The following is a 22,843-nucleotide window of genomic DNA, read 5'->3' as shown; positions in this document are numbered from 1 at the left end:
TGACGGTGGGCCGGGCGCCCGCCGTCACACCACACAGCACCAGTCGCCGAGGCAGGCGGCGGACCTCCCGGAGAAGGTGTCAACCCATGGCAGTTGCGGTCGTTCAGCGCATCAAGCTGTCGTACTCGAAGTACTGGTACGCGTACGCGATGGTCGCGCCGGTCGTGATCGTCCTCGGGGTGCTGGTCGGCTACCCGCTGGCCCGCGGCTTCTACCTGACCCTGACCAACGCCACCAGCCTCAACGTGGGCCGCCAGATCGGCGTCAACCACATACCCGACAGCTTCGACTTCGTCGGCCTCGACAACTACGCGGACGTGCTGTGGGGGCCGACGTCGTACGACCGGTTCTGGTCGCACTTCGTCTGGACCGTCATCTGGACCGCGGTCTGCGTGTTCCTGCACTACAGCATCGGCCTGGGCCTGGCGATGCTGCTCAACCGCAAGATGCGCGGCCGCAGCGTCTACCGGCTGATCCTGATCCTGCCCTGGGCGGTGCCGACCTTCGTCACCGTCTTCTCCTGGCGGCTGATGCTCGCCGACGGCGGCGCCGTCAACGGCCTGCTGTCGATGCTGCACCTGCCCGAACCCGGCTGGCTGTCCGACCCGTTGGCGCAGAAGTTCGCCGCGATCCTGGTCAACACCTGGGTCGGCGTGCCGTTCATGATGATCTCGCTGCTCGGCGGGCTCCAGTCGATCCCGGCCGAGCTGTACGAGGCCGCCGAGATGGACGGTGCCAGCGCCTGGCAGCGGTTCCGCTACGTCACCCTGCCCGGCCTGCGGACCGTCTCGTCCACCGTCGTGCTGCTCGGCGTGATCTGGACCTTCAACCAGTTCGCCATCATCTTCCTGCTGTTCGGCTCCGGCGCCCCCGACGCGCAGATCCTGGTCACCTGGGCCTTCCGTCTCGGCTTCGGCCAGCAGCCCTCGGACTACGCGCAGTCGGCGACCTACGGAATCCTGCTGCTCTCCATCCTGATCGTCTTCACCGGCTTCTACCGCCGCTGGACGGCCCGGGTCGAGAAGGCCAACGGATGAGCGCCGACGCCCGTACGGGAACCGACCCCCAGCCCAAGGACCAGGACCAGGCAGGTAGCCCCATGACACTCACCGCCGACCGCCCCGCCGACCGCCCCGCCGCCGACGCGAAGCCCGCCGGACGACCCGTCAAGGTCCGGCTGCGCGGCGAGTCCTCGCCGCTGGCCACCGTGCTCTCGCACGGCACCCTGATCGTCGCCAGCCTGATCGCCCTGTTCCCGGTGCTGTACATCGCGTACATCTCGCTGGGCCCGGACGACATGGACTACCTGCACCCGGCGAAGATCATGGACAAGGCCACCCTGGCCAACTACGGCCGGGTGCTGGGCGACACCGGCTTCCTCACCTGGTTCGGCAACTCGGCCATCGTGGCCGGCGGCACCACCCTGATCGGCGTGCTGATCGCCGCCACCACCGGCTACGCGGTCTCCCGGATGCGCTTCCCCGGCTACCGCCCGCTGATGTGGGCCCTGCTGGTCACCCAGATGTTCCCGATCGCCGTGCTGATCGTGCCGATGTACTACATCCTGTCCAGCGTGCAGATGCTGGACAGTTACACCGGCCTGATCCTGGTCTACTCCACCACCACCGTGCCGTACTGCGCCTGGCTGCTGAAGGGCTACTTCGACACCATCCCGGTGGAGATCGACGAGGCCGGCCGGGTCGACGGACTGTCGCCGTTCGGCGCCTTCTGGCGGCTGGTCCTGCCGCTGGCCCGCCCGGGCCTGGCGGTGGCCGCGTTCTACTCCTTCCTCACCGCGTGGGGCGAGGTCGCCTTCGCCTCCACCTTCATGCTCTCGTCCAGCAAGTACACGCTGGCGGTCGGCCTCGCCTCGTTCGTCAGCGAGCACGACCACCAGTGGCAGCTGATGGCCGCCACCTCGGTGCTCATCGCCATCCCCGCCGCGGTCGTCTTCTACCTGGTGCAGCGTCACCTGGTGACCGGTCTGACGGCCGGCGCGGCGAAGTCCTGACCCTCCGTTTCCACAGCACCCAAGGGATGACTGTCCTATGACCCAGAACCTGGCCGACGCCTCCCGGCCCGCCGCCGTTCCCGTCGCTCGGACGACTGCTGCGACCACCGGGGCCTCCAGAGGCGGCTGGTGGCGGGACGCGGTCATCTACCAGGTGTACCCGCGCAGTTTCGCCGACGGCAACGGGGACGGCATGGGCGACCTGCCCGGCATCCGCAGCCGGCTGCCCTACCTGCGCGACCTCGGGGTGGACGCGGTGTGGCTGTCGCCGTTCTACGCCTCCCCGCAGGCCGACGCCGGGTACGACGTCGCCGACTACCGCGCCGTCGACCCGATGTTCGGCACCCTGCTGGACGCCGACGGGCTGATCCGTGACGCCCACCAGCTGGGCCTGCGGATCATCGTCGACCTGGTCCCCAACCACTCCTCCGACCAGCACGAGTGGTTCCAGCGCGCGCTGCGCGAGGGCCCCGGCACTCCGCTGCGCGAGCGCTACCACTTCCGCCCCGGCAAGGGCGAGAACGGCGAACTCCCGCCCAACGACTGGGAGTCCATCTTCGGCGGCCCCGCCTGGACCCGCAGCGACAACCCCGACGGCACCCCCGGCGAGTGGTACCTGCACCTGTTCGCCCCGGAGCAGCCCGACTTCAACTGGGACAGCCCCGCGGTCGCCGACGAGTTCCGCTCCATCCTGCGGTTCTGGCTCGACATGGGCGTCGACGGCTTCCGGATCGACGTCGCCCACGGCCTGGTCAAGGCCCCCGGCCTGCCCGACCTCGGCGGCCACGACCAGCTGAAGCTGCTCGGCAACGACGTCATGCCGTTCTTCGACCAGGACGGCGTGCACGCCATCTACCGCAGCTGGCGCAAGATCCTCGACGAGTACCCCGGCGACCGGATCGGCGTCGCCGAGGCCTGGACCCCGACCGTCCAGCGCACCGCCAACTACGTCCGCCCCGACGAGCTGCACCAGGCGTTCAACTTCCAGTACCTGGGCACCGACTGGGACGCGGCGAAGCTGCGCGAGGTGATCGACCTCTCGCTCGACTCGATGCGGCCCGTGCAGGCCCCCACCACCTGGGTGCTGTCCAACCACGACGTCACCCGGCATGCCACCCGGTTCGCCAACGAGCCCGGCCTGGGCACCCAGATCCGCACCGCCGGCGACCGCCCGCTCGGCCTGCGCCGGGCCCGCGCCGCCACCCTGCTGATGCTCGCGCTGCCCGGCTCCGCGTACATCTACCAGGGCGAGGAACTCGGGCTGCCCGACGTCACCGACCTGCCCGACGAGGTCCGCCAGGACCCGTCGTTCTTCCGGCAGGCCGGGCAGGACGGCTACCGCGACGGCTGCCGGGTCCCCATCCCGTGGTCCGGCACCGAGGCGCCGTACGGCTTCGGCCCGGTGGCCGGCGGCCCGAGCTGGCTGCCGCAGCCCGCCGACTGGGCCGAACTCTCGGTAGAGGTCCAGACCGGTGACCCGACCTCGACGCTGGAGCTGTACCGCTCCGCGCTGGCCGTCCGCCGCGAACAGCCCGCGCTCGGCGCCGGCACCGAGGTCGAGTGGCTGGACGCCCCCGAAGGCGTGCTGATGTTCCGTCGCGAGGCGGCCGAAGGGTCGTTCGTGTGCACCGTGAACACCACCGGGGAGAGCGTGACCATTCCGGCGCCCGGCCGGCTGCTGCTGTCCTCGGCCGCCACGGTGGAATCCGAGCACACCGAACTCCCGGCCGACAGCACCGCATGGTGGGCGGTCTGAGGTGGTTGCAATAGGCTCTGGGCTCGTGACTACAGCGCGACTCTCCGACATCGCGGCGCAGGCGGGGGTCAGCGAAGCCACCGTCAGCCGCGTACTCAACGGTAAGGCGGGCGTCTCCGCGACCACCAGGCAGACCGTACTGGCCGCGCTGGACGTGCTCGGCTACGAACGGCCCACCCGGCTGCGCCAGCGCAGCGCCGGGCTGATCGGCCTGATCACCCCCGAGCTCAGCAACCCGATCTTCCCCGCGCTCGCCCAGGTCATCGAACAGGTGCTCAGCCGGCACGGCTTCACGCCGGTGCTGTGCACCCAGACCCCGGGCGGCTCCACCGAGGACGAACTCGTCGAGATGCTGGTGGAACGCGGCGTGGCCGGCATCGTGTTCGTCTCCGGACTGCACGCCGACACCACCGCCGACCACGACCGGTACGCCAAACTCTCCGGCCGCCAGGTCCCGTTCGTGCTGATCAACGGCTACAGCGAGAAGATCGCCGCACCGTTCATCTCCCCGGACGACCGGGCCGCGATGTGGATGGCCGTCCAGCACCTCGTCGAACTCGGCCACGAACGGATCGGGCTGGCAGTCGGTCAGAAGCGGTTCGTCCCCGTGCTGCGCAAGATCGAGGGCTTCACCGCCGCGCTCCAGCAGCTCACCGGGCGCACCGCCGAAGAGGCCGGGGAGCTGATCCACCACACCCTGTTCAGCGTCGAGGGCGGGCACGCCGCCGCCCAGGCACTGCTCGACAAGGGCTGCACGGCGATCGTGTGCGGCTCGGACATGATGGCGCTCGGCGCGATCCGCGCGGTGCGCCGGCGGGGCCTGTCGGTGCCGCAGGACGTCTCGGTGGTCGGGTTCGACGACTCGCCGTTGATAGCGTTCACCGAACCGCCGCTGACCACCGTGCGCCAGCCGGTCGAGGCGATGGCCACCGCCGCCGTCGACGCCCTGCTGGAGGAGGTCGGCGGGAACCCGGCGCAGCGCTCGGAGTTCATGTTCCAGCCGGAGCTGGTGATGCGGGGCTCGACCGGGTCGGGCCCGCGCAACTGATCGGTGTTTCAAGGCATTTGCGGCCCTCGCTCCTCGGTGGAGCGGGGGCCGCAGGCGTTTTCAGGTGTAGAGCTGCTCGATGTCGCGGCGGTAGGCGGTGCTGACGGCCTGCCGGCGGACCTTCAGGGACGGGGTGAGCAGGCCGCGTTCCTCGGTGAAGTCGCCGCCGACCACGCGCACCCGGCGGATCGACTCGGCGCGCGAGACGGTCGAGTTGACGGCCTGCACCGCCTCGGCGAGTGCGGCCAGGACGGCGGGGTGGACGGGGACGGCGCTGGTCACGTCCTGGGCTTTCGTGGTGGCCGGTTGGCGTTGTTGCAGGAAGTGCTCCACCGCCTCCGGGTCCAGGGTGAGCAGCGCGCCCACGTACGGGCGGTCGTTGCCGACCACCAGGGCCTGGCTGATCAGCGGGTGGGCGCGCAGGCGGTCCTCCAGCGGGCCGGGGGAGACGTTCTTGCCGCCGGAGGTCACCAGGATCTCCTTCTTGCGGCCGGTGATGGTCAGGTAGCCGTCCTCGTCGAGCCGGCCCAGGTCGCCGGTGGCGAACCAGTGTTCCCGTTCGGGTGTTGGTGCGCCCAACTCGTAGTAGCCGTCGAAGATTTGGGGTCCGCTCAGGAACACCTCGCCGTCCTCGGCGATCCGCACCGCGCTGCCCGGCACCGGCGGCCCGACGGTGCCCGGGCGGGGCCGCAGCGGCGGGTTCACGGTGGACGGGCCGGTGGTCTCGGTCAGCCCGTAGCCCTCGTACACCAGCACGCCCGCGCCGGCGAAGAACAGCAGCAGTTCCGGGTCGATCGAGGAGCCGCCGCTGATCGCGTACCGGATCCGGCCGCCCATCGCCTGCCGCACCCGGCGGTACACCAGGGCGTCGTACAGGCCGTGCGCCAGCCGCAGCGACAGCGGGGCGCGGTCGCCCCCGCCGTCCAGCGCGGCCAGTTCGGCGCGGGCGTAGCGCTTCGCGACCTCGGCCGCCCGGTCGAAGATCCGTGCCGCGCCCTTCGCCTGCGCCTCGGCCCGGCCCAACTGGTGGATCTTCTCGAACAGGTAGGGCACGCCGACCAGGAAGGTGGCGCCGAACTCGGCCAGGTCGGGCCGGAGTTCGGCGGGCTTCAGGGACGGGCTGTGGCCGAACCGGATCCGGCCGAACACGCACGTCACCTGGATCATCCGGCCCAACACGTGCGCCAGCGGCAGGAACAGCAGGGTGGACGGCGTCTCCCCGGTCGCCGCGGTGAACACCGGCTCCAGCAGGGCGTGGCAATTCGCCGCCTCGGTGAGGAAGTTGGCGTGGGTGAGCAGGCAGCCCTTGGGGCGTCCGGTGGTGCCGGAGGTGTAGATCAGGGTGGCCTCACTGTCCGGGCCGAGAGCCGCCCGCCGCTTCTCCAACTCCCCGGCGGGCACCGCCTTTCCGAGCTCACCGAGGGCCTCGACGGCGTTCTCGTCCAGCCGCCAGAGCGGCACCGTGCCGCCGGTGCGGGCGATCGCCGTGGTCAGAACCTCGGCGGTGTCGGCGTCCTCCGCGACCGCCAGGGCCGCGCCGGAGTCCCGGACGATCCACTCGGCCTGCTCGACCGAGGAAGTCGGGTACACCGGCACCAGGGACGCACCGGCCGCCCAGGCCGCGAAGTCCAGCAGCGTCCACTCGTAGCGGGTGCGCGACATCAGCACGATCCGCCCGCCCGGGCGCACCCCCACGGCGATCAGCCCGCGGGCGGTCGCCGCCACCTCGTCGGCGAACTGACTGGCCGTCACATGTCGCCACCCGCCTGCGGGTTGACGTCTGGTGAGCACCTCGGCGGCCGGGGCTTCGACGGCGTTGCGGAACGGCAGGTCGGCGAGGCTGCCGGAGTCCGGCGGCGGGACGAGGTGCGGGGTGCGGGCCTCGACCACCCGCCCGTCGGAGTGCAGGACTTCGACGGGCGCGCGGTCGCGCAGGTGCTCGGCGCGGGCGGCACGGGCGAGGGGGTGTGCCATCAGCGAACTCCCTTGGGTGGGGTTCGCCCAGGGTAGGGACTCCGCCGCGAACTTACTAGACGGTAAGTTCCTTGACAGTAACGGGTGTTGGGCTCGCTTCGGCCGCTGCGTTCAGCCCTCTTCGACGGCCGGGGCCGGGCCGGTGAAGCGCTCGCCGTCCCGGCTGCCGCCGGTGCGGGCCTGGGTGCGACGGCCGGTGGACAGGTAGTCGCGCACCAGCAGCTCCACCGCGTCCTGCGGGCTGCTCACTCCGAGGCGCATCATCGCCTCCAGTGCGAGGTCCGCGTCCAGCGTGATCGTCACCTTCGCCATCGCACCGCTCCAGGGGCTTGGGACCGCTTCCGGCGTTCGGCCTTCGGCGTTCGGCGTTCGGCCTTCGGTCTCGGCTGAGGATAGGCCGCTGCCCCCGGAGCCGACCAGGGTCCCCGAGGGCAGCGGTGTCCGCGGTGCGGTCACCTCGTGCGCGTGCGCGTGGTGTGCGCGGTGCGTGTGGTGTCAGGCGGTTCAGACCCGACCGGCGAAGTCCGGCGCCCAGTTGGCGATGGTCTCGGTCTTCACGCCGGACTTCGGGTTGGCGGCCTCGACGTACTTGCCGTCGCCGATGTAGATCGCCACGTGATAGACGCCCGAGTTGGAGCCGTTGTTCGACCAGAACAGCAGGTCGCCCGGCTGCAGGCTGTTCAGCGAGACCCGGGTCGAGTAGTCGGCCTGGTCCGCGGCCACGCGCGGCAGGCTGATGCCGGCCTGGCGGAACGCGGCCTGGGTCAGGCCCGAGCAGTCCCAGCCGCCGTTGCCGGTGCCGCCGTAGATGTACGGCTGGCCGACCTTCGACAGCGCGAAGTCGATCGCCGCGGCCTTGGAGCCGGTCGCCTTGACGGCGGCGGTGGCGGTCGTGGTGGCGGTCGTGGTGGCGGCGGCGGGCTTGGCGGGGGTGCTCGGCTGGGCCGGCGCGGGGGTGCTCGGCTTGGCCGGGGCGGACTGCTTGGCCGGCGCCGACTGCTTGGCCGGGGCCTGGGCGACCGCGACGTTGCCGAGCGCCAGCTTCTGACCGGGGTAGATCATGTCCGGGCCGTCGGTGAGGACGGAGCGGTTCAGCTCGTACAGCTTCTCCCAGCCGCCCTCGACGTTCTGACGCTGGGCGATGGCGGACAGCCAGTCGCCCGCCACGACGGTGTAGCTGCCGGAGGCCTGGGTGTCGGCCTGCGGCTGAGCCTGCGGGCGGCTCTGGGCCTGGCCCTGGCGCTGCTGCGGGGCCGGCTGCTGGGCCTGCTTCGGCGCCTGCGGCTGGGCCGGGGCCTGGGCCTGGGCCTGCGGCTTGGCGGCGGTGGAGCCCGTGGAGGTGTCGACCTGCGGGGCGGCGCCGCCCTTGGTCAGACCGGCCTGGACCGAGCACACCGGCCAGGCACCGGGGCCCTGGGAGGCCAGCACCTTCTCGGCGACGGCGATCTGCTGGTCCTTGGTGGCCAGGTCGGCGCGCGGGGCGAACGCGGTACCGCCGAAGGCGGCCCAGGTGGAGGCGGTGAACTGCAGGCCGCCGTAGAAACCGTTACCGGTGTTGATCGACCAGTTGCCACTGGACTCGCACTGCGCGACCTTGTCCCAGGTGGCCACCGAAGCGGCGGAGGCGGTACCCGCGGCCAGGCCGGGGACCGTGAGGCCGATGCCCACAACACCAGTGGTGGCAATCAGACGGCGGGCGCGCTTGGCGCTGATGGGCAGCATGAAGAAGCGTTCCTCTCCCACGCCTGCGAGGTGAGCTGTCGGATTCGGGCTGGAGTTGCCCGGCCGCGCACACCTTTCGGCGCGCACGGCTTCACCCCAAGCCCCGGACCGGTCCGTCAGGACCGCCCCAGGGCGACTTACCTGGTTCCCCCGCCCCTGCCGCGGTGCGTCATTGCATGAGCCGGCCCACCCGGCGGCAGGATTCGGCGTTCCGGGCGAGCTGGGTCCGTGTGTCCACGAACGTGGGCAGGAGATTAAGCGGATTTAAGGACGATTAGCAAATTCCTGTGACGGCCGTCACCGGGTCCGGAAAATTCGATCAAGGAATTTCGGACGAACTCCACGGCGAGCGGCCAAACCTGGGCTTCCGTCAGGAAATTGGCGATCTTGTGCCCGTTTTGGGTGGTTATGTGGCCTGTCGGGCAAATATTCACCTTGGTTAGTGTTTGTGATCGACCGGATGGGGGGTTATGGGCGTTCTGTCCATCTTGTCCCGGGCGCTGAAGACCCTTTGCTGACAGGTCGTGGAATTGCGGCCATCGCCCATTTCTGTCGAACTGATGGGTGATGCTACGTCAGAATGCTTAGCTGTTTCGGAAGTCGCCGATTTCCGTTGTGACAGCCATCTATGCTGCCCGCGACGATTCGGAGTCCCTGCGCGTTTCGGGAGGCGGCCATCGTGGAGCAGTGGGAGAACGCGCGGCAGCGGCGGCCGTTGTCGGGGCGGCGGCGGGTGTTGGCCTGGCTGGCGGTCGGGACGGTGGCGGCGGTCGGTGGGGGAGTGGTGCTGCGGCAGTCGCTGGCCGGGGCGGAGCCGGCGGCGGGGGCGGTGGGCGAGGGTGGGCGGCGGTGGTCGGATGCCGAGGGGTGGGGCGGGAAGGTGCCCGGGGCGGGGAGTGCCGTGCGGATCACCGACAAGGTGGTGCTGGACGGTGATGCCAAGGTCGGGTCGCTGCTGATCGACACGGGTGGGTCGCTGGTGTTCGCCGGGGACCGGTCGGTGACGTTGGAGAGCGCGGGCAACGTCGAGGTCCGCGGGGTGCTGGCGCTCGCGCCCGATGCGGCGCACACCCATACCTTGCGGTTTCCCGGCATCGACGAACGGCGGTTCCAGGGCGGCGGCATGGCCGTCGTCGACACCGACACCGGCCTGTGGGTCACCGGCCGCGGCTACCTGCGGCTGGACGGTGCGCCCCGGACGGCGTGGGTGCGGGCCGCGACCGAGCTGAAGGCGGGGGACACCGTACTGAAGCTGGCGGTGGCGCCGGAGGGTTGGCAGGTGGGTGACGAGCTCGCCGTCACGCCGACCGCGCCGCCCGATGCCGAGGGGTTCTCCGATGCGTACGACCTGGTGACGGTTCAGCGGGTGGACGGCCCGAACGTCACGCTGGCCGCGTCGTTGCAGCACGCGCACCCGCGGGTGAGTCTCGGTGGTGGGGCGGTGTTCGGGGCGGAGGTGCTCAACCTGACGCGCAACGTGCGGGTCGAGGGCACCGAGCAGGGGCGGGCGCACGTCCACCTGACGTCCAGCCGGCCGGCCGATGTGCGGCATGCGGTGCTGCGGCGGGTCGGGCCGCGGGCGGTGGGGAAGGAGAGTTGGAACGGGCAGCCCGTGAGTGAGCCGGTGCTCGGGCGGTACGGGTTGCACTTCCACATGCTGCTGGACACCTCGCGCGGCACGGTGGTCGAGGGCGTGGTGGTGCGCGACGCCGGAAGCCACGCGTTCGTGCCGCACAACAGTCACGGCATCACGTTCCGCGGCTGCATCTCCCACAACACCTGGGAGGACGCGTACTGGTGGGACGGCCCGATCGACACCCGCACCCCGCAGGGCCCGTCCGACGACATCGCGTACGAGGGGTGCGTCGCCTCCAGGACGGTGTTCGAACCGAATCCGCGCGGCTACCGGCTGACCGGTTTCAGCCTCGGCGCGGGTACCGGCTCCTCGGCGAAGGACTGTGTGGCCGTCGGCGTGCAGGGCGCGACCGGGGCGTCCGGGTACGAGTGGCCGGAGACGAGCGAGGGGGTGTGGACGTTCGAGAACTGCCTGGCGCACAACAACCTGGAGAACGGCATCTTCGTCTGGCAGAACTCCGAACACCCGCACACCGTCAGCCGGTTCGCCGCCTACCACAACGGCGGCTGGGGCATCGAGCACGGCGCCTACCTGAACGACTTCGCCTACAGCGCCTCGCTGCTGTACGGCAACGCCGCCGGCGGGATCGCCGTCCACGCGCTCGGGCGCGACAAGGGCACGGTGTTCGACGGGCTGCTGATCGACGCCGCCGGGAAGTCCGACTACGCGGTGGCCACCCTCAAACACCAACTCGACGGCGAACTCGTCACCCTGAGCCGCAGCCGGCTGATCGGCTACCGCAAGGCCGGGGTGGCGTTCCGGGCCACCGGGGACGGGAAGCCCGACGACATCGCGGTGCTGGACTGCGAGTTCGGCGACGGCCCCGAGCTGTGGCTCGACCCGGACGCGCCCGCGCCCAAGCAGATCCTGTTCCGCAAGGCCGGGCAGTCGGAGACGCTCGCGCTCGGCAAAGCCGGCCCCGGACTCGCCGCCGGCCCGTGGAACGCCGCCACCAGCCCCGCTGGCGCGCCCACGCCGCCGCGGCAGGTGGAGCTGCCCGTGCTGAAGTTCACCGACGGCGCGCCGCGAACGGGGCGCGTCACCGGCTGATCGCCGTGGGCACGGCGAAGCGCGACTGCCTGCGGCAGGCTTGATGCCCGCGCGCAGGGCAAAAGCGCGACGGGCGGGAACGCGTCGATGCGCTGCTCCCGCCCGTCGCGGTCCTCGGACGGCGCGTCAGCGCGCCGCGTGCGCCCCCGGCGTGGTGCGCTGCTCGGCGGCGGCCTCGGCGGCCTCCAACTGCTCCGCGGTGGGCTCGGGGAGCGCCGCCAGGTAGCTGGAGGCGATCAGCTGAGCCACCGTCGGGTAGGCACCGATCGGGGCGGCGCTCGGGCAGCCGGTCTCCTCGGCGGCCGCGGCCAGCAGCTCCGGGTCGGCCTCCGGGCCGATCACCAGCGGGGCCAGCGCGGGGCGCCCGCAGCCGGTCGACTTCAGGTGCTCGACGGCCGCGGCGACCGAACCGGGCACGTCCAGCGCGGCCGCGACCACGGGCACGGCGAGCCGGGCGGCCAGCAGCACACCGGTGATGCCGGCCGCGGACGCGGCCTCCTCGCCACCGGTGGTGGTCAGCACCACGCCGTCGGCGGCGGTGGCGATCGCGAACAGGCGGGCGCGGTCGGCGCGGGCCAGGTCCGCCTCGGACAGGCGCACGTGCACGGCCTCGGCCAGCAGCGGGTGCGGGCCCAGCGGGTCCAGCACCTGGGCGCCGGTCTCGGCGGCCGACTTGTGCAGCTCCGGCAGGAACTCGTGCGGCCCCGGAACCAGCGGCACCACGACCGGTGCCGGCTGGCCGGCCTCGGCGGCCGCGTTCAGCAGATCGGCCACCGTCTGGGCGTCCTCGCCGCCCAGGTAAGCGGCCGTCACCTCGATGCCCGGCTGGTCGCCGCGCACGACGGACAGCAGCTCCTCGACGACCGGACGGGTCTCCGGCCCGGCGACGGCCGGAACCGCCAGCACCAGGGCAGGCGAACCGGCCATGATCTCGGGGCGCTCGGGACGGCGGTGGCGCCCCCGCGCACGGGAGCCTGGCGTACGGACGGGCAGTGGCGCGCCCGGGATGGCTGCGGTGCTCATGCGCCGAATCGTAGGACATTGCCCAGCGTGCCTTGCAGCCGGATACCGGGAGTGGGCGGCTTTCCGCCAGGAAGTGACGGTCATCACAGCGGCAGTTGTGACTGGCTGTGAGGCGCGGGGCGGGTGGTGGGTGATCGACAACGCGCTGACGGCTGTGTGCGGACGGTCATGGCGAAGTTGGCGATTCGCCCTGCTGTGTCCGCTTACGCACCGTCAATTGCTGGGTCGTGAAGGGTTGGTGACGGCATTGGCACGTTCTTCTGCACGGGAAATTTCCCATGCTGATGCACGTGCAGCCGGGCTATCATCACGTCAAGTGAGGCATTCGCCAGGGTCTGGGGAGAAAACAATGGGTGAGGCGTACAACGGCATGGCGGCGACGGACCTCGAGGGCGTGGTCTGGCAGAAGAGCGGCTACAGCAACTCGAAGGGCAACTGCGTCGAGTTCGCCGCGCTGCCGAACGGCGACGTCGCGATGCGCAACTCGCGCTTCCCCGACGGGCCGGCGCTGGTCTACACCCGGGCGGAGATCGACGCGATGCTGCTCGGCGTGAAGGACGGGGAGTTCGACCACCTGGGCAACTAGCCCTGACGGTGTGTCGGTGGCCGCACAGACGGGCCGTCGTGGGAGATCCCGCGACGGCCTTCAATGTTTTTTTGGACCGGACGGGCCGGACGGCCCAAGTCGGGAAGGCGGCGGCCGGTTCGGCCGGAGAAGAAGGGGTGCGGGGCGTCAGGCGGAGCGGCGGTGACGGCCGAGGTTCGGCAACGGGGGTTCGGCGGCGAGCGCCGGCGCGGGGGCGTCGAACAGCGCCCACACGACCTTGCCCGCGCCCGCCAGCGGGTGCCAGCCCCAGGAGTGGGAGAAGGAGTCGACCAGGTGCAGGCCGCGACCGGACTCCGCCACGAAGTCGGCCTCGCGGGCGATCGGGCCGGAGCTGGACGGGTCGCTCACCGCGCACACCACCTGCGGGGCCCGGTGCACCAGGCTGATCCGGATCGGCAGTGAGCCGACGGCCAGTTGCGGAGTGGTCTGGGCCGGGACGCGGGACGGCTCGCGCTGGCCGAGTGCGTGCCGGAGCGCGTTGGTCACCAACTCGGAAGCCACCAGGGCCACATCGTCGAAGAGCTCGCCGAGGCCCCAGGTGTCGAGGGTGATCCGGGCGAACTCCCGCGCGGTGCGCACGGCTTCGAACCGGGGAGCGAGCGTGCAGCTGACCACATGCGGGTCGGTTGCCAGGGCGGTACCGGTGCTCATGAAGAGCTCCTCCCATAAGGGGGCGGACACGGCGGGACCCATCGGGGTCATGCCGGTCACCTCCGACTCGCTCGGCCGCTCTGCCGCCGCGTCCGACCACTGCGCGCACACGCAAGTACCCAGCGACGCACGGGCGTTGCCGGGACGGGTGTGCGGAATCGCGCTAGCTGTCGACGCGGAGCCCGCGGGGTTGCCAAGGGCGTGCAAGTGCACGTGCACCATGCTCCTCTGTGCTTACGGCAGATGCAAGAGTCGATTCACGTGCAGTCGTGCGATTGGCATATGCATGCACCGGATGCACGTGCAAGATGGTGTCTGCGTGTCAGAAGCGGTAGCCCTGCGCACCACTACCGGCACTCAGTGCGTCCAAGTGATGGCAGACTGTGCAACTGGTCTTTCCCAATGGAGGTTTGGTCAGATGACCACAGTGCAGCCCGGTGGGGGCTCGATGGTGCGCCGCATCCTCCTCGGCTCCCAGCTCCGTCGGCTCCGTGAGGGCTGCGCGATCAGCCGGGAGGACGCCGGCTACGCGATCCGCGCCTCGGAGTCCAAGATCAGTCGGATGGAACTCGGCCGGGTCTCCTTCAAGGAGCGTGACGTCGCCGACCTGCTCAGCCTCTACGGCCTGGGCGGCGGCGCCGAGCGGGAGACCCTGCTCGCCCTGGTCCGCGAGGCCAACAAGTCCGGCTGGTGGCACAGTTACAACGATGTGCTGCCGAACTGGTTCCAGACCTACATGGGGTTGGAGGAGGCCGCCGCGCTGATCCGCACCTACGAGGTGCAGTTCATTCCCGGCCTGCTCCAGTGCGACGAGTACGCCCGGGCGATCTTCGCGCAGAACCGGCCCGTGCTCGCCGACGACGAGATCGAACGCCGGGTCGCGCTGCGCGCCCGGCGGCAGAAGCTGCTCACCGAGGGCCGCGGGCCCAAGCTGTGGGCCGTCATCGACGAGGCCGCGCTGCGCCGCCCGGTCGGCGGCCCCGAGGTGATGCGCGCCCAGCTGGAGCACCTGGTGGAGTTGGCCGAACTCCCCAGCGTGGTGCTCCAGGTGATGCCCTTCCGGTTCGGCGCGCACGCCGGTGAGAGCGGCGCCTTCTCGGTGCTGCGCTTCCCCGAGCAGGACCTGCCGGACGTGGTCTACCTGGAGCAGCTCACCAGCGCGCTGTACCTGGACAAGCGCGACGACGTGGACGAGTACGTGCAGGTCATGGAGCGGCTCTGCGTGGACAGTCTGACCCCGCAGCAGACCCTCGAGCTGCTCCAGGGCATCCTCAAGAGCCAGTGACGGCAGGGGTTCGCGGTGCCCGGCGGGCTCGGGTGGCTGACGAATCGTCAGTGTCCGGGCCTCGCACGGGAGTCCGGGCCGCAGTTCGGTATCGGCGCGGTCGAGCGGATTGACCGGCGCCCGGCAAGCTGCCATGGTGACTGCGCCGCCGTCCGGCTTGCCCGGTGGGCCTCGGAACCGGCGGCGCTCCGGCTCCACCAATACGGGGGTTTGGTGGAGCCGGCTCCGACATCTCGGTGGATGACGCTCAGCGCTCCGACAGCACCTCCTGCTCCAGCGGCCGGTACCGGTAGTCCGGCACGGCGGCCGGCGCGGCGGCGGCGGTCTTGCGGCCGTTGCGGCGTACGGCGCCCGTGAGCGCGATCAGCAGGCCGAGCGTGGTGGTGCCCGTCACCAGCAGCAGGGCGGGCCGGTACCCGGCGAGTTGGGCGTGCGCGTCGGTGCCGCTGCCGGTGCCCGCGGTGAGCACCGCGGTGGTGACGGCCAGCACGATCGCGCCGCCCACCTGGAGCGCGGTGTTCACCAGGCCCGAGGCGAGGCCCTGTTCGTCGTCCGCCACGCCGTTGGTGGCGGCCACATTGATGGACGGAAAGCCGAGCGCGAAGCCCGCGCCGATCAGCAGCATGCTCGGCAGCACCAGGCCGAGGAACGAGCTGTGCTCGTCCAGCCGCAGGAAGAGCGCGTAGCCGAGGGCCATCGAGGCGACGCCGACCGGGAGCACCCGCTCCGGGCCGAACCTGTCCAGCAGGCGGCTGACCGAGCCGGCCGAGAGGGCGACGATCGCGCCGCCGGGCAGCAGGCCGAGCGCCGTCTCCAGGGCCGACCAGTCGAGCAGCCGCTGCAGGTACAGCGTGGCCACGAACTGGAAGCCGGCGTAGGAGCCCATCAGCGTCAGCGCCGTCAGATTCGCCCGGCGGACGCCCACGCTGCGGAATATGCCCAGCCGCACCAGCGGGTGCGCGGTGCGCGACTCGATCAGCAGGAAGGCCGCGGCCAGCGCCGCCACCAGCAGCAGCGAGCCGATCGTGCGCAGCGACAGCCAGCCCGCGCCCTGCGCCTCGGTGACCGTGAAGACCAGCAGCAGCACGGCGGCGGTGCCGGTGATCGCACCCGCTATGTCGTAGCCGCCGGAGCTGCGCTGCTCGCCGTGCTGCCGGGGCAGCAGCTTGATGCCGGCGAGCAGGGCGATCAGCGCGATCGGGACGGGCATCAGGAACGTCAGCCGCCAGCCGGCCGACGTCAGCAGCCCGCTGATCACCAGACCGAGCGAGAAGCCGGCGGCGGAGCAGGTGGTGTAGATGGACAGCGCGCGGTTGCGGGCCGGGCCCTCGGCGAACGTGGTGGTGATGATGGAGAGGCCGGCCGGGGCGGTGAACGCGGCGCTGACGCCCTTCAGGAAGCGGGCGCCGATCAACAGCGGGCCGCTGTCGACCAGGCCGCCGAGCAGCGAGGCGCCGGCGAATACGGCCAGGGCTATCAGGAACACCCGGCGGCGGCCGAGCAGGTCGGCAGCGCGGCCGCCGAGCAGCAACAGACCGCCGTATCCCAGGACGTAGCCGCTCACCACCCACTGCAGGGCGGAGTCGGAGAGGTGCAGGTCGGTGCCGATCGAGGGCAGGGCGACGCCCACCATCGAGACGTCGAGGGCGTCCAGGAACATGGCGGCGCAGAGCACCACCAGGGCGCCCCAGAGGCGTGGGGTCCATCGCGTGTCGGTCATGGCACCGTACGCTACATGCATGTGCATGGGATGCAAATGCATTTAATGCGGCTGCAACACATGCGTACGCATGTGCTAACGTGGCGGCGTGACCGACCTAGATCCGGATCGTGACCCTGCGGCGGAGACGGCGCTGGCCGAGAAGTGGCGCGCCGTGCTGGCCAGCCATGCGGCCACGTCCTGCGCGATAGACCGTGAGCTCGGCGAGGCCTTCGGAATCGGCGTCAGCGAGTTCGAACTGCTGGAGCGCCTCTGGGAGTTCGAGCAGGAGGAGCACCTGGCGGGCTCGCGCGCCCAGGTGCTGTCCGGCAGCGTGCACCTCAGCCAGAGCGCGTTCTCCCGGCTGGTCGCCCGGATGGAGAAGTCCGGCCTGGTGCAGCGCTCGATGTGCGCGGACGACCGCCGCGGCATCTTCATCACGCTCACCGACGAGGGCCGCGAGCGCTACCGCAAGGCCCGCCCCGTGCACCGCCGGATCCTCGCCGAGACGCTCGGCCAGTAAGGCCGGCGGGGCGACGGGCCGGCGGGGCGACGGACGCTCAGAGCAGCGTCGACAGCCCCGGTGCGGCCGCGATCAGCGCCGCCGCCACGGGAGCGGCCAGCGCCGCCAGCGTCCAGCCCAGCCGGGCCCGGCGCGGGAGCCGGGGCTCGCCCAGCAGCAGCCGGTCCACCCGGGCGGGGGACTGCGCCAGCTGCCGCGGCGGGCAGGACGCGAACACCTCACTATTCAGCTCCGCCAGTGCCAGCGCGGTGGTCACCCGCCCGTGCCGGCGGGCGGCCCGGTCGTCCGCCGCCAGTTCCGCCAGCACCGCCACCTGGTCGCGGAACTCGGAGAACACCCCCACCCCCGGAAAGCCCGTCGCCAGCGCCTGCGCGCACTGCGCCAACCAGTGGTGCCGGGCCCGGACATGGCCCCGCTCGTGGCTCAGCACTGCCGCCAGTTCCCGGTCCGACAGCTGCTGCAACGCCCCCGTGGTCACCACCAGCCGGGCCCGCGGTCCGGGCAGCGACCAGGCCTGCGGCCGGACGTTCTCCAGCACCACCAGCGGCTCCTTGGCCGCCCGCCGGCGCGGCAGCAGCGAGGCCGGCAACTCCGGGGCCCGCCGCGCCAGTTGGGTGTGACGGTGGCCGCGCTCCGCGCGCGCCGAACGGATCTCCCGGGCCAGCGACAGCGCCGTCCACACCCCGCCCGCCGCCAGCACCGCCGCCGACAGCCGGCCCCAACCCTCGCGGCCCGCCAGGCCGTACGCCTCCACCACTCCGTCCGGGGCGCCCGAGAAGACCACGTCCCGCCAGGCCGGAAGAGCGGCCGCACTCGCCAGCAGCAGGCTCAGCCCGCAGCACAACAGCACCGCGACCACCAGCATCTGCCACACCAGCAGGGCCAGCACCGGTTCTCGCTCGGGCCAGCGGGCCCGGGCCAGGCGGCTCGGCGCCACGGTGGCGAGCAGCAGTCCGAGCAGGAGCAGGCTCAGCAGTGCCGTCATGGCAGGGGCTCCCCGAGGCGGGATTCGAGGCGCGGCGGTGCGCCTGCCCCCCAACCTATGCCGCCTCACGCCCACGGGGAACGGCCGGGTGCCTCCAGTGACCAACACCACGTCGCCACAGGGTTTCGGACGCCCCGTCAGCCACTCGGGGCGGAGCCAAAAATGGCGGTGCTTCACATGGTCAGCAGCATCGCGAACATCCCGATCCCCATCGCGGCCCGGCAGGCCCGCGGCAGCGGCGCCGCCACCGTCGCGCCGTCCGCCGCGATCACCCGGCTGCCCTCCCACAGCGCGTACCCGCCGAAGTACACCAGCAGCAGCCCCGTCACCATCGGCAGCCCGGCCGGCTCCCCGTGGTGGCCGGCGTGCCCGCCCGGTGCGCCGGCCGTCATCGCCAGCGCCATGTACGCCATCGCCAGCGCGCCGATCCCGTGGTGCAGCCGGTGCGCCCGCAGCCCCGCCCCGCGTCCGGCCAGCGCGCCCACCAGCAGTGCCGCGGCCAGCAGTGCGTACGGCCAGCCCCAGGCCACGCCCGGCAGCAGCGCCATCCCGGCCATGCCCAAACCCATCGCGGCCTCCAGCAGGTCCGACTCCCGGCGGGCCGGCCGGTCGCCCCCGCAGGACGCGTCCTTCCGTCCTTGCCGCACCCGCCACCCGCAGTAGCCGCCGCTTCCCGTGGCCAACGCGGCCAGCAGCCAGTTCACCAGCGCCGGACCGTGCATCGCGTCCCCCTCCGGCCGGATGTGCGCCCACCCCACGATCACCGACCCCGACCGGGCGCAGCAGGGCGTGAACGGGGGCGCACCGAGGCTCGGCCGGGCCCGCGCCGGGCGTGCGAGCGGCTCCCGCCGCGGGCCGTGGTGACGGACTGGTGGTCCCCGGTGGCGGTCCGTTCGGGGGAGGGGCAGGGTCGGGCGTACCGGAAGCGACGCCGGATCTGTCCGTTTCATCCATCACGTCAGGGAGCGGAGCCGATCGCGCTACGAACCGGAGTGTCCGCCGTCAACTTGCTCTTGAGCCGGAAGACCTTTCGCGTTTAACGTGGTCTTGTCGAAATAACTCCTGTCGAAGTGAGCCTGAGATGCAGAATCTTTCGCCGACTCTCGCGGCTGCGGGTGACGCCCCCACCGCCGACCTCGCCGCGCACCCGGCCTGGCTGCGCCTCAAGGACGCTGTCGAGGCCCTCCGGCCCCTGCAGTCCAAGGACGGCTCGATCGACCTCGCCGCCGTGCCGCGCCCCACCGTCGACCCGCTGGTCGAGACCGTGCAGGCCGCCGTCGCCGAGCTCGCCCCGTACTTCCCGCACGACGCCGAGTACCTCGCCGCCGTCCGGGCCGACCTCGGCAAGTGGGCCGACACCGGCTACCGGGAGCCCGACTTCCTGGACTCGCTGCTGGCGTTCCGCCCCGAGGAGCACCGTGTCGACGGGATCGGTCACCTGGTGGTCTTCCCGATGTACACCCAGAACGGCAACCCGGACCGGAACCTGGAAGCCGTCCTGCTGAAGGTCGTCTGGCCCGAGTGGATCGCCGAACTGGAGCGCACCCGCTTCGACAACCCCGGCTACCTCGGCATCACCTTCGACGACTTCACCGCCGGCTACGACACCAACTCCGCGGTGCTGTTCCCCGAGACGGTGGCCGTCCGCGAGGCGCCGTCGCGCTTCACCTGGGGCGGCATCTTCTGCGACCGCGAGGCCGCCCGCTTCCGCACCGTCTCCACCAGCGCCGTCCGCCAGCTCGGCCTCGAGATCCCGGCCGACGCCGAGAGCCTGCTGCAGGACCAGGACCGCACCCAGCAGACCTTCGTCCTGTGGGACCTGGTCCACGACCGCACCCACAGCCACGGCGACCTGCCCTTCGACCCGTTCATGATCAAGCAGCGCAGCCCGTTCTGGATGTACGGCCTCGAAGAGCTCCGCTGCGACCTGAACACCTTCAAGGAGTCGGTCAAGCTGGAGGCCGAGGGCTACACCCAGGGCCGCGACGTCCAGTACGCCGTCCTGTTCGACCGGATGTTCCGCTTCCCGGTCACCGGCGACCGCGTCCGCAACTACGACGGCATGGGCGGCCAGCTGCTCTTCGCCTACCTGCACAAGCACGACGCGCTGCGCTGGCGCGACAACCGCCTCACCATCGACTGGTCGCGCGTCGCCGACGTCACCAACCAGCTCTGCGCCGAGATCGAGACCCTCTACCGCGAGGGCATCGACCGCCCCAAGACCGCCCACTGGATCGCGGCCTACCAGCTGGTCTCCAAGTACCTCACCCCCCACCCCGCCTCCACCTGGGCCAAGGGCCCGGAGGCGCTCCCGCTCGACCTCGGCGACGACAAGGCACTGCGCAAGGCGCTGTGCGACGCCGTCCACCCCGACGAGTTCCCGCTCAGCATGTTCTACGAGGCCCTGGCCAAGAAGCTCAGCCGGGTCATCGCCGACACCAAGGGCATCACCAGCGCCGACGTCGAGGAGATCGCCGCGTGACCACCGCACCCAGCACCGACAACGGCCGCCCGCTGGCCGGCAAGGTCATCGCCGTCGCCGGAGCCAGCGGCCCCGCCGGCCAGGCCACGCTGCGCCGGCTCGCCGCCGACGGTGCCACCGTGATCGGCGCCGACATCGACCAGCAGCGCCTCGACAAGGCCATCGACGGCATCCGCACCGCCGTCCCCGGAGCGAAGGTCACCGGGCAGGTCATCGACCTGCTCGACCCGCAGGAGGTCCACGACTGGGCCGACCACCTCGAAGCCGAGCACGGCCACGTCGACGGCCTGATCCACCTGGTCGGCGGCTGGCGCGGCAGCAAGAGCTTCTTCGAGACCCGGATAGACGACTGGGACTTCCTGCACGACACCGTCGTGCGCACCCTCCAGCACACCTCGCTGGCGTTCCAGCCCGCTCTGCTGCGCAGCCCCGCCGGCCGCTACGCCATGGTCTCGGCCGCCGCCGCGCACAAGCCCACCGGCGGAGGCGCCGCGTACGCCGCCGCCAAGGCCGCCACCGAGGCCTGGACCCTCGCCATGGCGCACTCCTTCGTGAAGGAGACCACCGCCGAGGACGGAACCCCCACCGCCGCAGCTGCCATCCTGGTCATCAAGGCCTTGGTCAGCCCTGAGATGCGTGCCGAGAAGCCGGACGCCAAGTTCGCCGGCTTCACCGACACCGCCGACCTGGCCGCAAACATGGCGAGCCTCTGGGACCGCCCCGCAGCAGAACTGAATGGACAGCACCTGTGGCTGACAGCCCGATGACCACCCCGTTCGGCCCGACCGACGCGGTGCGGCACCACGACCCCGCCGTGCGCGGCTTCGCCAGCGACAACTACGCCGGCGTCCACCCCGAGATCCTCGCCGCGATAGCCCTGGCCAACGACGGCCACCAGGTCGCCTACGGCGAGGACCAGTACACCGAGCACCTGCAGACCGTCTTCCGCCGCCACTTCGGTGACCGGGCCGAGGCGTTCCCCGTCTTCAACGGCACCGGCGCCAACGTGGTCGCGCTCCAGGCCCTGCTGCCGCGCTGGGGCGCGGTGATCGCCGCCGCCAGCGCGCACATCAACGTCGACGAGTGCGGCGCGCCGGAGAAGATCGCCGGCATCAAGATCCACACCGTCCCCACCCCCGACGGCAAGCTCACCCCCGAGCTGATCGACCAGCAGGCCTGGGGCTGGGGCGACGAGCACCGCGCCCAGCCGCTCGCCGTCTCCATCACGCAGTCCACCGAACTCGGCACCCTCTACACGGTCGACGAGGTCCGCGCGATCTGCGAGCACGCCCACGAACGCGGCATGCTCGTCCACATGGACGGCTCCCGGCTCGCCAACGCCGCCGCCTCCCTCGGCGTCCCGTTCCGCGAGTTCACCACCGACGCCGGCGTCGATGTGCTCTCCTTCGGCGGCACCAAGAACGGCCTGCTGCTCGGCGAGGTCGTGGTCGTCCTCAACCCCGAGAAGGTCCGCGACCTCAAGTACCTGCGCAAGATGTCGATGCAGCTCGCGTCGAAGATGCGCTTCGTCTCGGTCCAGTTCGAGGCCCTCCTCACCGGCGACCTCTGGCTCCGCAACGCCGGCCACGCCAACGCGATGGCGCTCCGCCTGGAAGCCGCCGTCCGCGAGATCCCCGGCGTCACCGTCGTCCGCCCCGTCCAGGCCAACGCCGTCTTCGCGCTGCTCCCGCGCGAGGTCAGCGAGCGCCTCCAGAAGCACTACCGCTTCTACTTCTGGGACGAGCACACCGGCGAGGTCCGCTGGATGGCCGCCTTCGACACCACCGAGGCCGACATCGACGCCTTCGCCGCCGCGATCGCGGAGGAGATGGGGCGTCAGGGCTGACGGCTCTGCTCTGCTTGTTCTGCGCGACGGCCGGTTCGGAAGGCAACTTCCGGGTCGGCCGTCGGCGTCTCCGCGGTGGGGCCGGCGACGGTGGCGTCGGAGGAGGCGGGCAGGTGTTTGCGCCTGGGGCGGATCCGGCGTAGTGTTCACTGGTCGCTCGGCAGGGAGCACCGGACACGCAATCTGTGTGGACGGTCCCGGGGCGGCCAATCCCTGAGAACCACCCAGTTGATCCGTGACGGGTCGCGTCCTTTTCGCGTCTCCGTTCGTATTTGCTGTGCGCGTTTTCGGAGATTGCGGCGGATTCGCTTTTCGGAGCGGGGATCGGCTAGAGTTTGAAACGTCGGACGGGCCGTCAGGTCGGGAAGACGAAAGCGAGTCAGATCGAATGAAACTCCGGAAAACGGAGCGGAAAACATCTGATAAGCTGGAAACACGAAAGAACGAAGCGCCCGGAGGGTCGGTCGGAAGGCCGCCTGAAGGAAGTGTCCGTTCCTTGAGAACTCAACAGCGTGCCAAAAGTCAACGCCAGATATGTTGACATC

The 22,843-nt window shown here is 71.2% G+C and carries 19 protein-coding genes and 1 riboswitch; of the genes, 11 read left to right on the top strand and 8 right to left on the bottom strand.

The window, feature by feature from the left end; genetic code table 11:
• The first annotated feature begins 86 nt into the window (after positions 1 to 86).
• The 4 genes from ACIHEI_RS27320 (at position 87) to ACIHEI_RS27305 (ending at position 4,815) form a co-directional block, all read left to right on the top strand.
• On the top strand, positions 87 to 1,037 hold the full coding sequence (locus tag ACIHEI_RS27320; protein WP_396608463.1) for a carbohydrate ABC transporter permease: 951 nt from the start codon (positions 87 to 89) through the stop codon (positions 1,035 to 1,037).
• A 62-nt stretch (positions 1,038 to 1,099) separates the two neighbouring features.
• Entirely contained in the window at positions 1,100 to 2,011 is a 912-nt protein-coding gene (locus ACIHEI_RS27315) for a sugar ABC transporter permease (RefSeq protein WP_396608525.1), read from the top strand.
• A gap of 37 nt (positions 2,012 to 2,048) precedes the next feature.
• Entirely contained in the window at positions 2,049 to 3,767 is a 1,719-nt protein-coding gene (locus tag ACIHEI_RS27310; RefSeq protein WP_396608462.1) for a glycoside hydrolase family 13 protein, read from the top strand.
• Between the two features lie 25 nt (positions 3,768 to 3,792).
• Positions 3,793 to 4,815, top strand: coding sequence for a LacI family DNA-binding transcriptional regulator (locus tag ACIHEI_RS27305; RefSeq protein ID WP_387645074.1), 1,023 nt, complete (start codon positions 3,793 to 3,795; stop codon positions 4,813 to 4,815).
• Positions 4,816 to 4,875: 60 nt separating this feature from the next.
• On the opposite strand, the gene ACIHEI_RS27300 is transcribed toward ACIHEI_RS27305, so the two are convergent.
• The 3 genes from ACIHEI_RS27300 to ACIHEI_RS27290 form a co-directional block, all read right to left on the bottom strand.
• Entirely contained in the window at positions 4,876 to 6,789 is a 1,914-nt protein-coding gene (locus ACIHEI_RS27300) for an AMP-dependent synthetase/ligase (RefSeq protein WP_396608461.1), read from the bottom strand.
• Between the two features lie 111 nt (positions 6,790 to 6,900).
• Positions 6,901 to 7,101 (bottom strand): hypothetical protein, encoded by a 201-nt coding sequence (locus tag ACIHEI_RS27295; protein WP_392956841.1) that lies wholly within the window; start codon positions 7,099 to 7,101, stop codon positions 6,901 to 6,903.
• Positions 7,102 to 7,293: 192 nt separating this feature from the next.
• A complete protein-coding gene (locus ACIHEI_RS27290; RefSeq protein ID WP_396608460.1) occupies positions 7,294 to 8,511 on the bottom strand; it encodes a transglycosylase family protein in 1,218 nt (405 codons plus the stop codon).
• 5 nt (positions 8,512 to 8,516) lie between these two features.
• Positions 8,517 to 8,693, bottom strand: a riboswitch (cyclic di-AMP (ydaO/yuaA leader).
• Positions 8,694 to 9,190: 497 nt separating this feature from the next.
• Between ACIHEI_RS27290 and ACIHEI_RS27285 the strand changes: the two genes are divergently transcribed.
• On the top strand, positions 9,191 to 11,197 hold the full coding sequence (locus ACIHEI_RS27285; RefSeq protein WP_396608459.1) for a hypothetical protein: 2,007 nt from the start codon (positions 9,191 to 9,193) through the stop codon (positions 11,195 to 11,197).
• Positions 11,198 to 11,323: 126 nt separating this feature from the next.
• On the opposite strand, the gene ACIHEI_RS27280 is transcribed toward ACIHEI_RS27285, so the two are convergent.
• Positions 11,324 to 12,220, bottom strand: coding sequence for a hypothetical protein (locus tag ACIHEI_RS27280; RefSeq protein ID WP_387645056.1), 897 nt, complete (start codon positions 12,218 to 12,220; stop codon positions 11,324 to 11,326).
• A 349-nt stretch (positions 12,221 to 12,569) separates the two neighbouring features.
• On the opposite strand from ACIHEI_RS27280, the gene ACIHEI_RS27275 reads away from it, so the two are divergent.
• On the top strand, positions 12,570 to 12,806 hold the full coding sequence (locus tag ACIHEI_RS27275; RefSeq protein ID WP_387645053.1) for a DUF397 domain-containing protein: 237 nt from the start codon (positions 12,570 to 12,572) through the stop codon (positions 12,804 to 12,806).
• Between the two features lie 147 nt (positions 12,807 to 12,953).
• On the opposite strand, the gene ACIHEI_RS27270 is transcribed toward ACIHEI_RS27275, so the two are convergent.
• Positions 12,954 to 13,478, bottom strand: coding sequence for an ATP-binding protein (locus ACIHEI_RS27270; protein WP_387645051.1), 525 nt, complete (start codon positions 13,476 to 13,478; stop codon positions 12,954 to 12,956).
• 418 nt (positions 13,479 to 13,896) lie between these two features.
• Here ACIHEI_RS27270 and ACIHEI_RS27265 point away from each other — a divergent pair, with 418 nt between their 5' ends.
• Positions 13,897 to 14,763, top strand: coding sequence for a helix-turn-helix domain-containing protein (locus ACIHEI_RS27265; protein WP_396608458.1), 867 nt, complete (start codon positions 13,897 to 13,899; stop codon positions 14,761 to 14,763).
• 247 nt (positions 14,764 to 15,010) lie between these two features.
• Here the strand turns inward: ACIHEI_RS27265 and ACIHEI_RS27260 are convergent, their stop codons facing one another.
• Complete coding sequence (locus ACIHEI_RS27260) at positions 15,011 to 16,483, bottom strand: MFS transporter (protein ID WP_396608457.1); 1,473 nt, start codon at positions 16,481 to 16,483, stop codon at positions 15,011 to 15,013.
• A gap of 88 nt (positions 16,484 to 16,571) precedes the next feature.
• On the opposite strand from ACIHEI_RS27260, the gene ACIHEI_RS27255 reads away from it, so the two are divergent.
• Positions 16,572 to 16,985 carry a MarR family winged helix-turn-helix transcriptional regulator gene (locus tag ACIHEI_RS27255; protein WP_392956848.1) on the top strand — a complete coding sequence of 138 codons (414 nt, stop codon included), beginning with the start codon at positions 16,572 to 16,574 and terminating at the stop codon, positions 16,983 to 16,985.
• 37 nt (positions 16,986 to 17,022) lie between these two features.
• Here ACIHEI_RS27255 and ACIHEI_RS27250 read toward each other — a convergent pair whose 3' ends face one another.
• Both ACIHEI_RS27250 and ACIHEI_RS27245 read right to left on the bottom strand, forming a co-directional pair.
• Positions 17,023 to 17,970 (bottom strand): M56 family metallopeptidase, encoded by a 948-nt coding sequence (locus tag ACIHEI_RS27250; protein WP_387645040.1) that lies wholly within the window; start codon positions 17,968 to 17,970, stop codon positions 17,023 to 17,025.
• A 173-nt stretch (positions 17,971 to 18,143) separates the two neighbouring features.
• The gene (locus tag ACIHEI_RS27245; protein WP_396608456.1) at positions 18,144 to 18,692 is read right to left on the bottom strand and encodes a DUF5134 domain-containing protein; all 549 of its coding nucleotides are present in this window, start codon (positions 18,690 to 18,692) and stop codon (positions 18,144 to 18,146) included.
• 359 nt (positions 18,693 to 19,051) lie between these two features.
• Here ACIHEI_RS27245 and ACIHEI_RS27240 point away from each other — a divergent pair, with 359 nt between their 5' ends.
• From ACIHEI_RS27240 to ACIHEI_RS27230, 3 genes are read left to right on the top strand one after another with little or no spacing between them, the layout of a single operon-like run.
• Entirely contained in the window at positions 19,052 to 20,452 is a 1,401-nt protein-coding gene (locus tag ACIHEI_RS27240) for a DUF6421 family protein (protein ID WP_392956851.1), read from the top strand.
• A complete protein-coding gene (locus ACIHEI_RS27235; protein WP_387645033.1) occupies positions 20,449 to 21,219 on the top strand; it encodes an SDR family NAD(P)-dependent oxidoreductase in 771 nt (256 codons plus the stop codon). The genes ACIHEI_RS27240 and ACIHEI_RS27235 overlap by 4 nt, the downstream gene beginning before the upstream one ends.
• Positions 21,216 to 22,298, top strand: coding sequence for a threonine aldolase family protein (locus tag ACIHEI_RS27230; protein ID WP_387645944.1), 1,083 nt, complete (start codon positions 21,216 to 21,218; stop codon positions 22,296 to 22,298). The genes ACIHEI_RS27235 and ACIHEI_RS27230 overlap by 4 nt, the downstream gene beginning before the upstream one ends.
• Positions 22,299 to 22,843 lie beyond the last annotated feature (545 nt).

Source organism: Kitasatospora sp. NPDC051984 (genome assembly GCF_044593455.1).
Taxonomy (GTDB): Bacteria; Actinomycetota; Actinomycetes; order Streptomycetales; family Streptomycetaceae; genus Kitasatospora.
This window is presented reverse-complemented; position numbering and strand designations above follow the sequence as displayed.

Coding starts and splice junctions, on each gene's coding strand:
- ACIHEI_RS27260 (WP_396608457.1), bottom strand. CDS start 16,483: ATGACCGACACGCGATGGACCCCACGCCTCTGGGGCGCCCTGGTGGTG.
- ACIHEI_RS27230 (WP_387645944.1), top strand. CDS start 21,216: ATGACCACCCCGTTCGGCCCGACCGACGCGGTGCGGCACCACGACCCC.
- ACIHEI_RS27290 (WP_396608460.1), bottom strand. CDS start 8,511: ATGCTGCCCATCAGCGCCAAGCGCGCCCGCCGTCTGATTGCCACCACT.
- ACIHEI_RS27240 (WP_392956851.1), top strand. CDS start 19,052: ATGCAGAATCTTTCGCCGACTCTCGCGGCTGCGGGTGACGCCCCCACC.
- ACIHEI_RS27295 (WP_392956841.1), bottom strand. CDS start 7,101: ATGGCGAAGGTGACGATCACGCTGGACGCGGACCTCGCACTGGAGGCG.
- ACIHEI_RS27280 (WP_387645056.1), bottom strand. CDS start 12,220: ATGAGCACCGCAGCCATCCCGGGCGCGCCACTGCCCGTCCGTACGCCA.
- ACIHEI_RS27275 (WP_387645053.1), top strand. CDS start 12,570: ATGGGTGAGGCGTACAACGGCATGGCGGCGACGGACCTCGAGGGCGTG.
- ACIHEI_RS27320 (WP_396608463.1), top strand. CDS start 87: ATGGCAGTTGCGGTCGTTCAGCGCATCAAGCTGTCGTACTCGAAGTAC.
- ACIHEI_RS27270 (WP_387645051.1), bottom strand. CDS start 13,478: ATGAGCACCGGTACCGCCCTGGCAACCGACCCGCATGTGGTCAGCTGC.
- ACIHEI_RS27315 (WP_396608525.1), top strand. CDS start 1,100: ATGACACTCACCGCCGACCGCCCCGCCGACCGCCCCGCCGCCGACGCG.
- ACIHEI_RS27300 (WP_396608461.1), bottom strand. CDS start 6,789: ATGGCACACCCCCTCGCCCGTGCCGCCCGCGCCGAGCACCTGCGCGAC.
- ACIHEI_RS27250 (WP_387645040.1), bottom strand. CDS start 17,970: ATGACGGCACTGCTGAGCCTGCTCCTGCTCGGACTGCTGCTCGCCACC.
- ACIHEI_RS27265 (WP_396608458.1), top strand. CDS start 13,897: ATGACCACAGTGCAGCCCGGTGGGGGCTCGATGGTGCGCCGCATCCTC.
- ACIHEI_RS27310 (WP_396608462.1), top strand. CDS start 2,049: ATGACCCAGAACCTGGCCGACGCCTCCCGGCCCGCCGCCGTTCCCGTC.
- ACIHEI_RS27245 (WP_396608456.1), bottom strand. CDS start 18,692: ATGCACGGTCCGGCGCTGGTGAACTGGCTGCTGGCCGCGTTGGCCACG.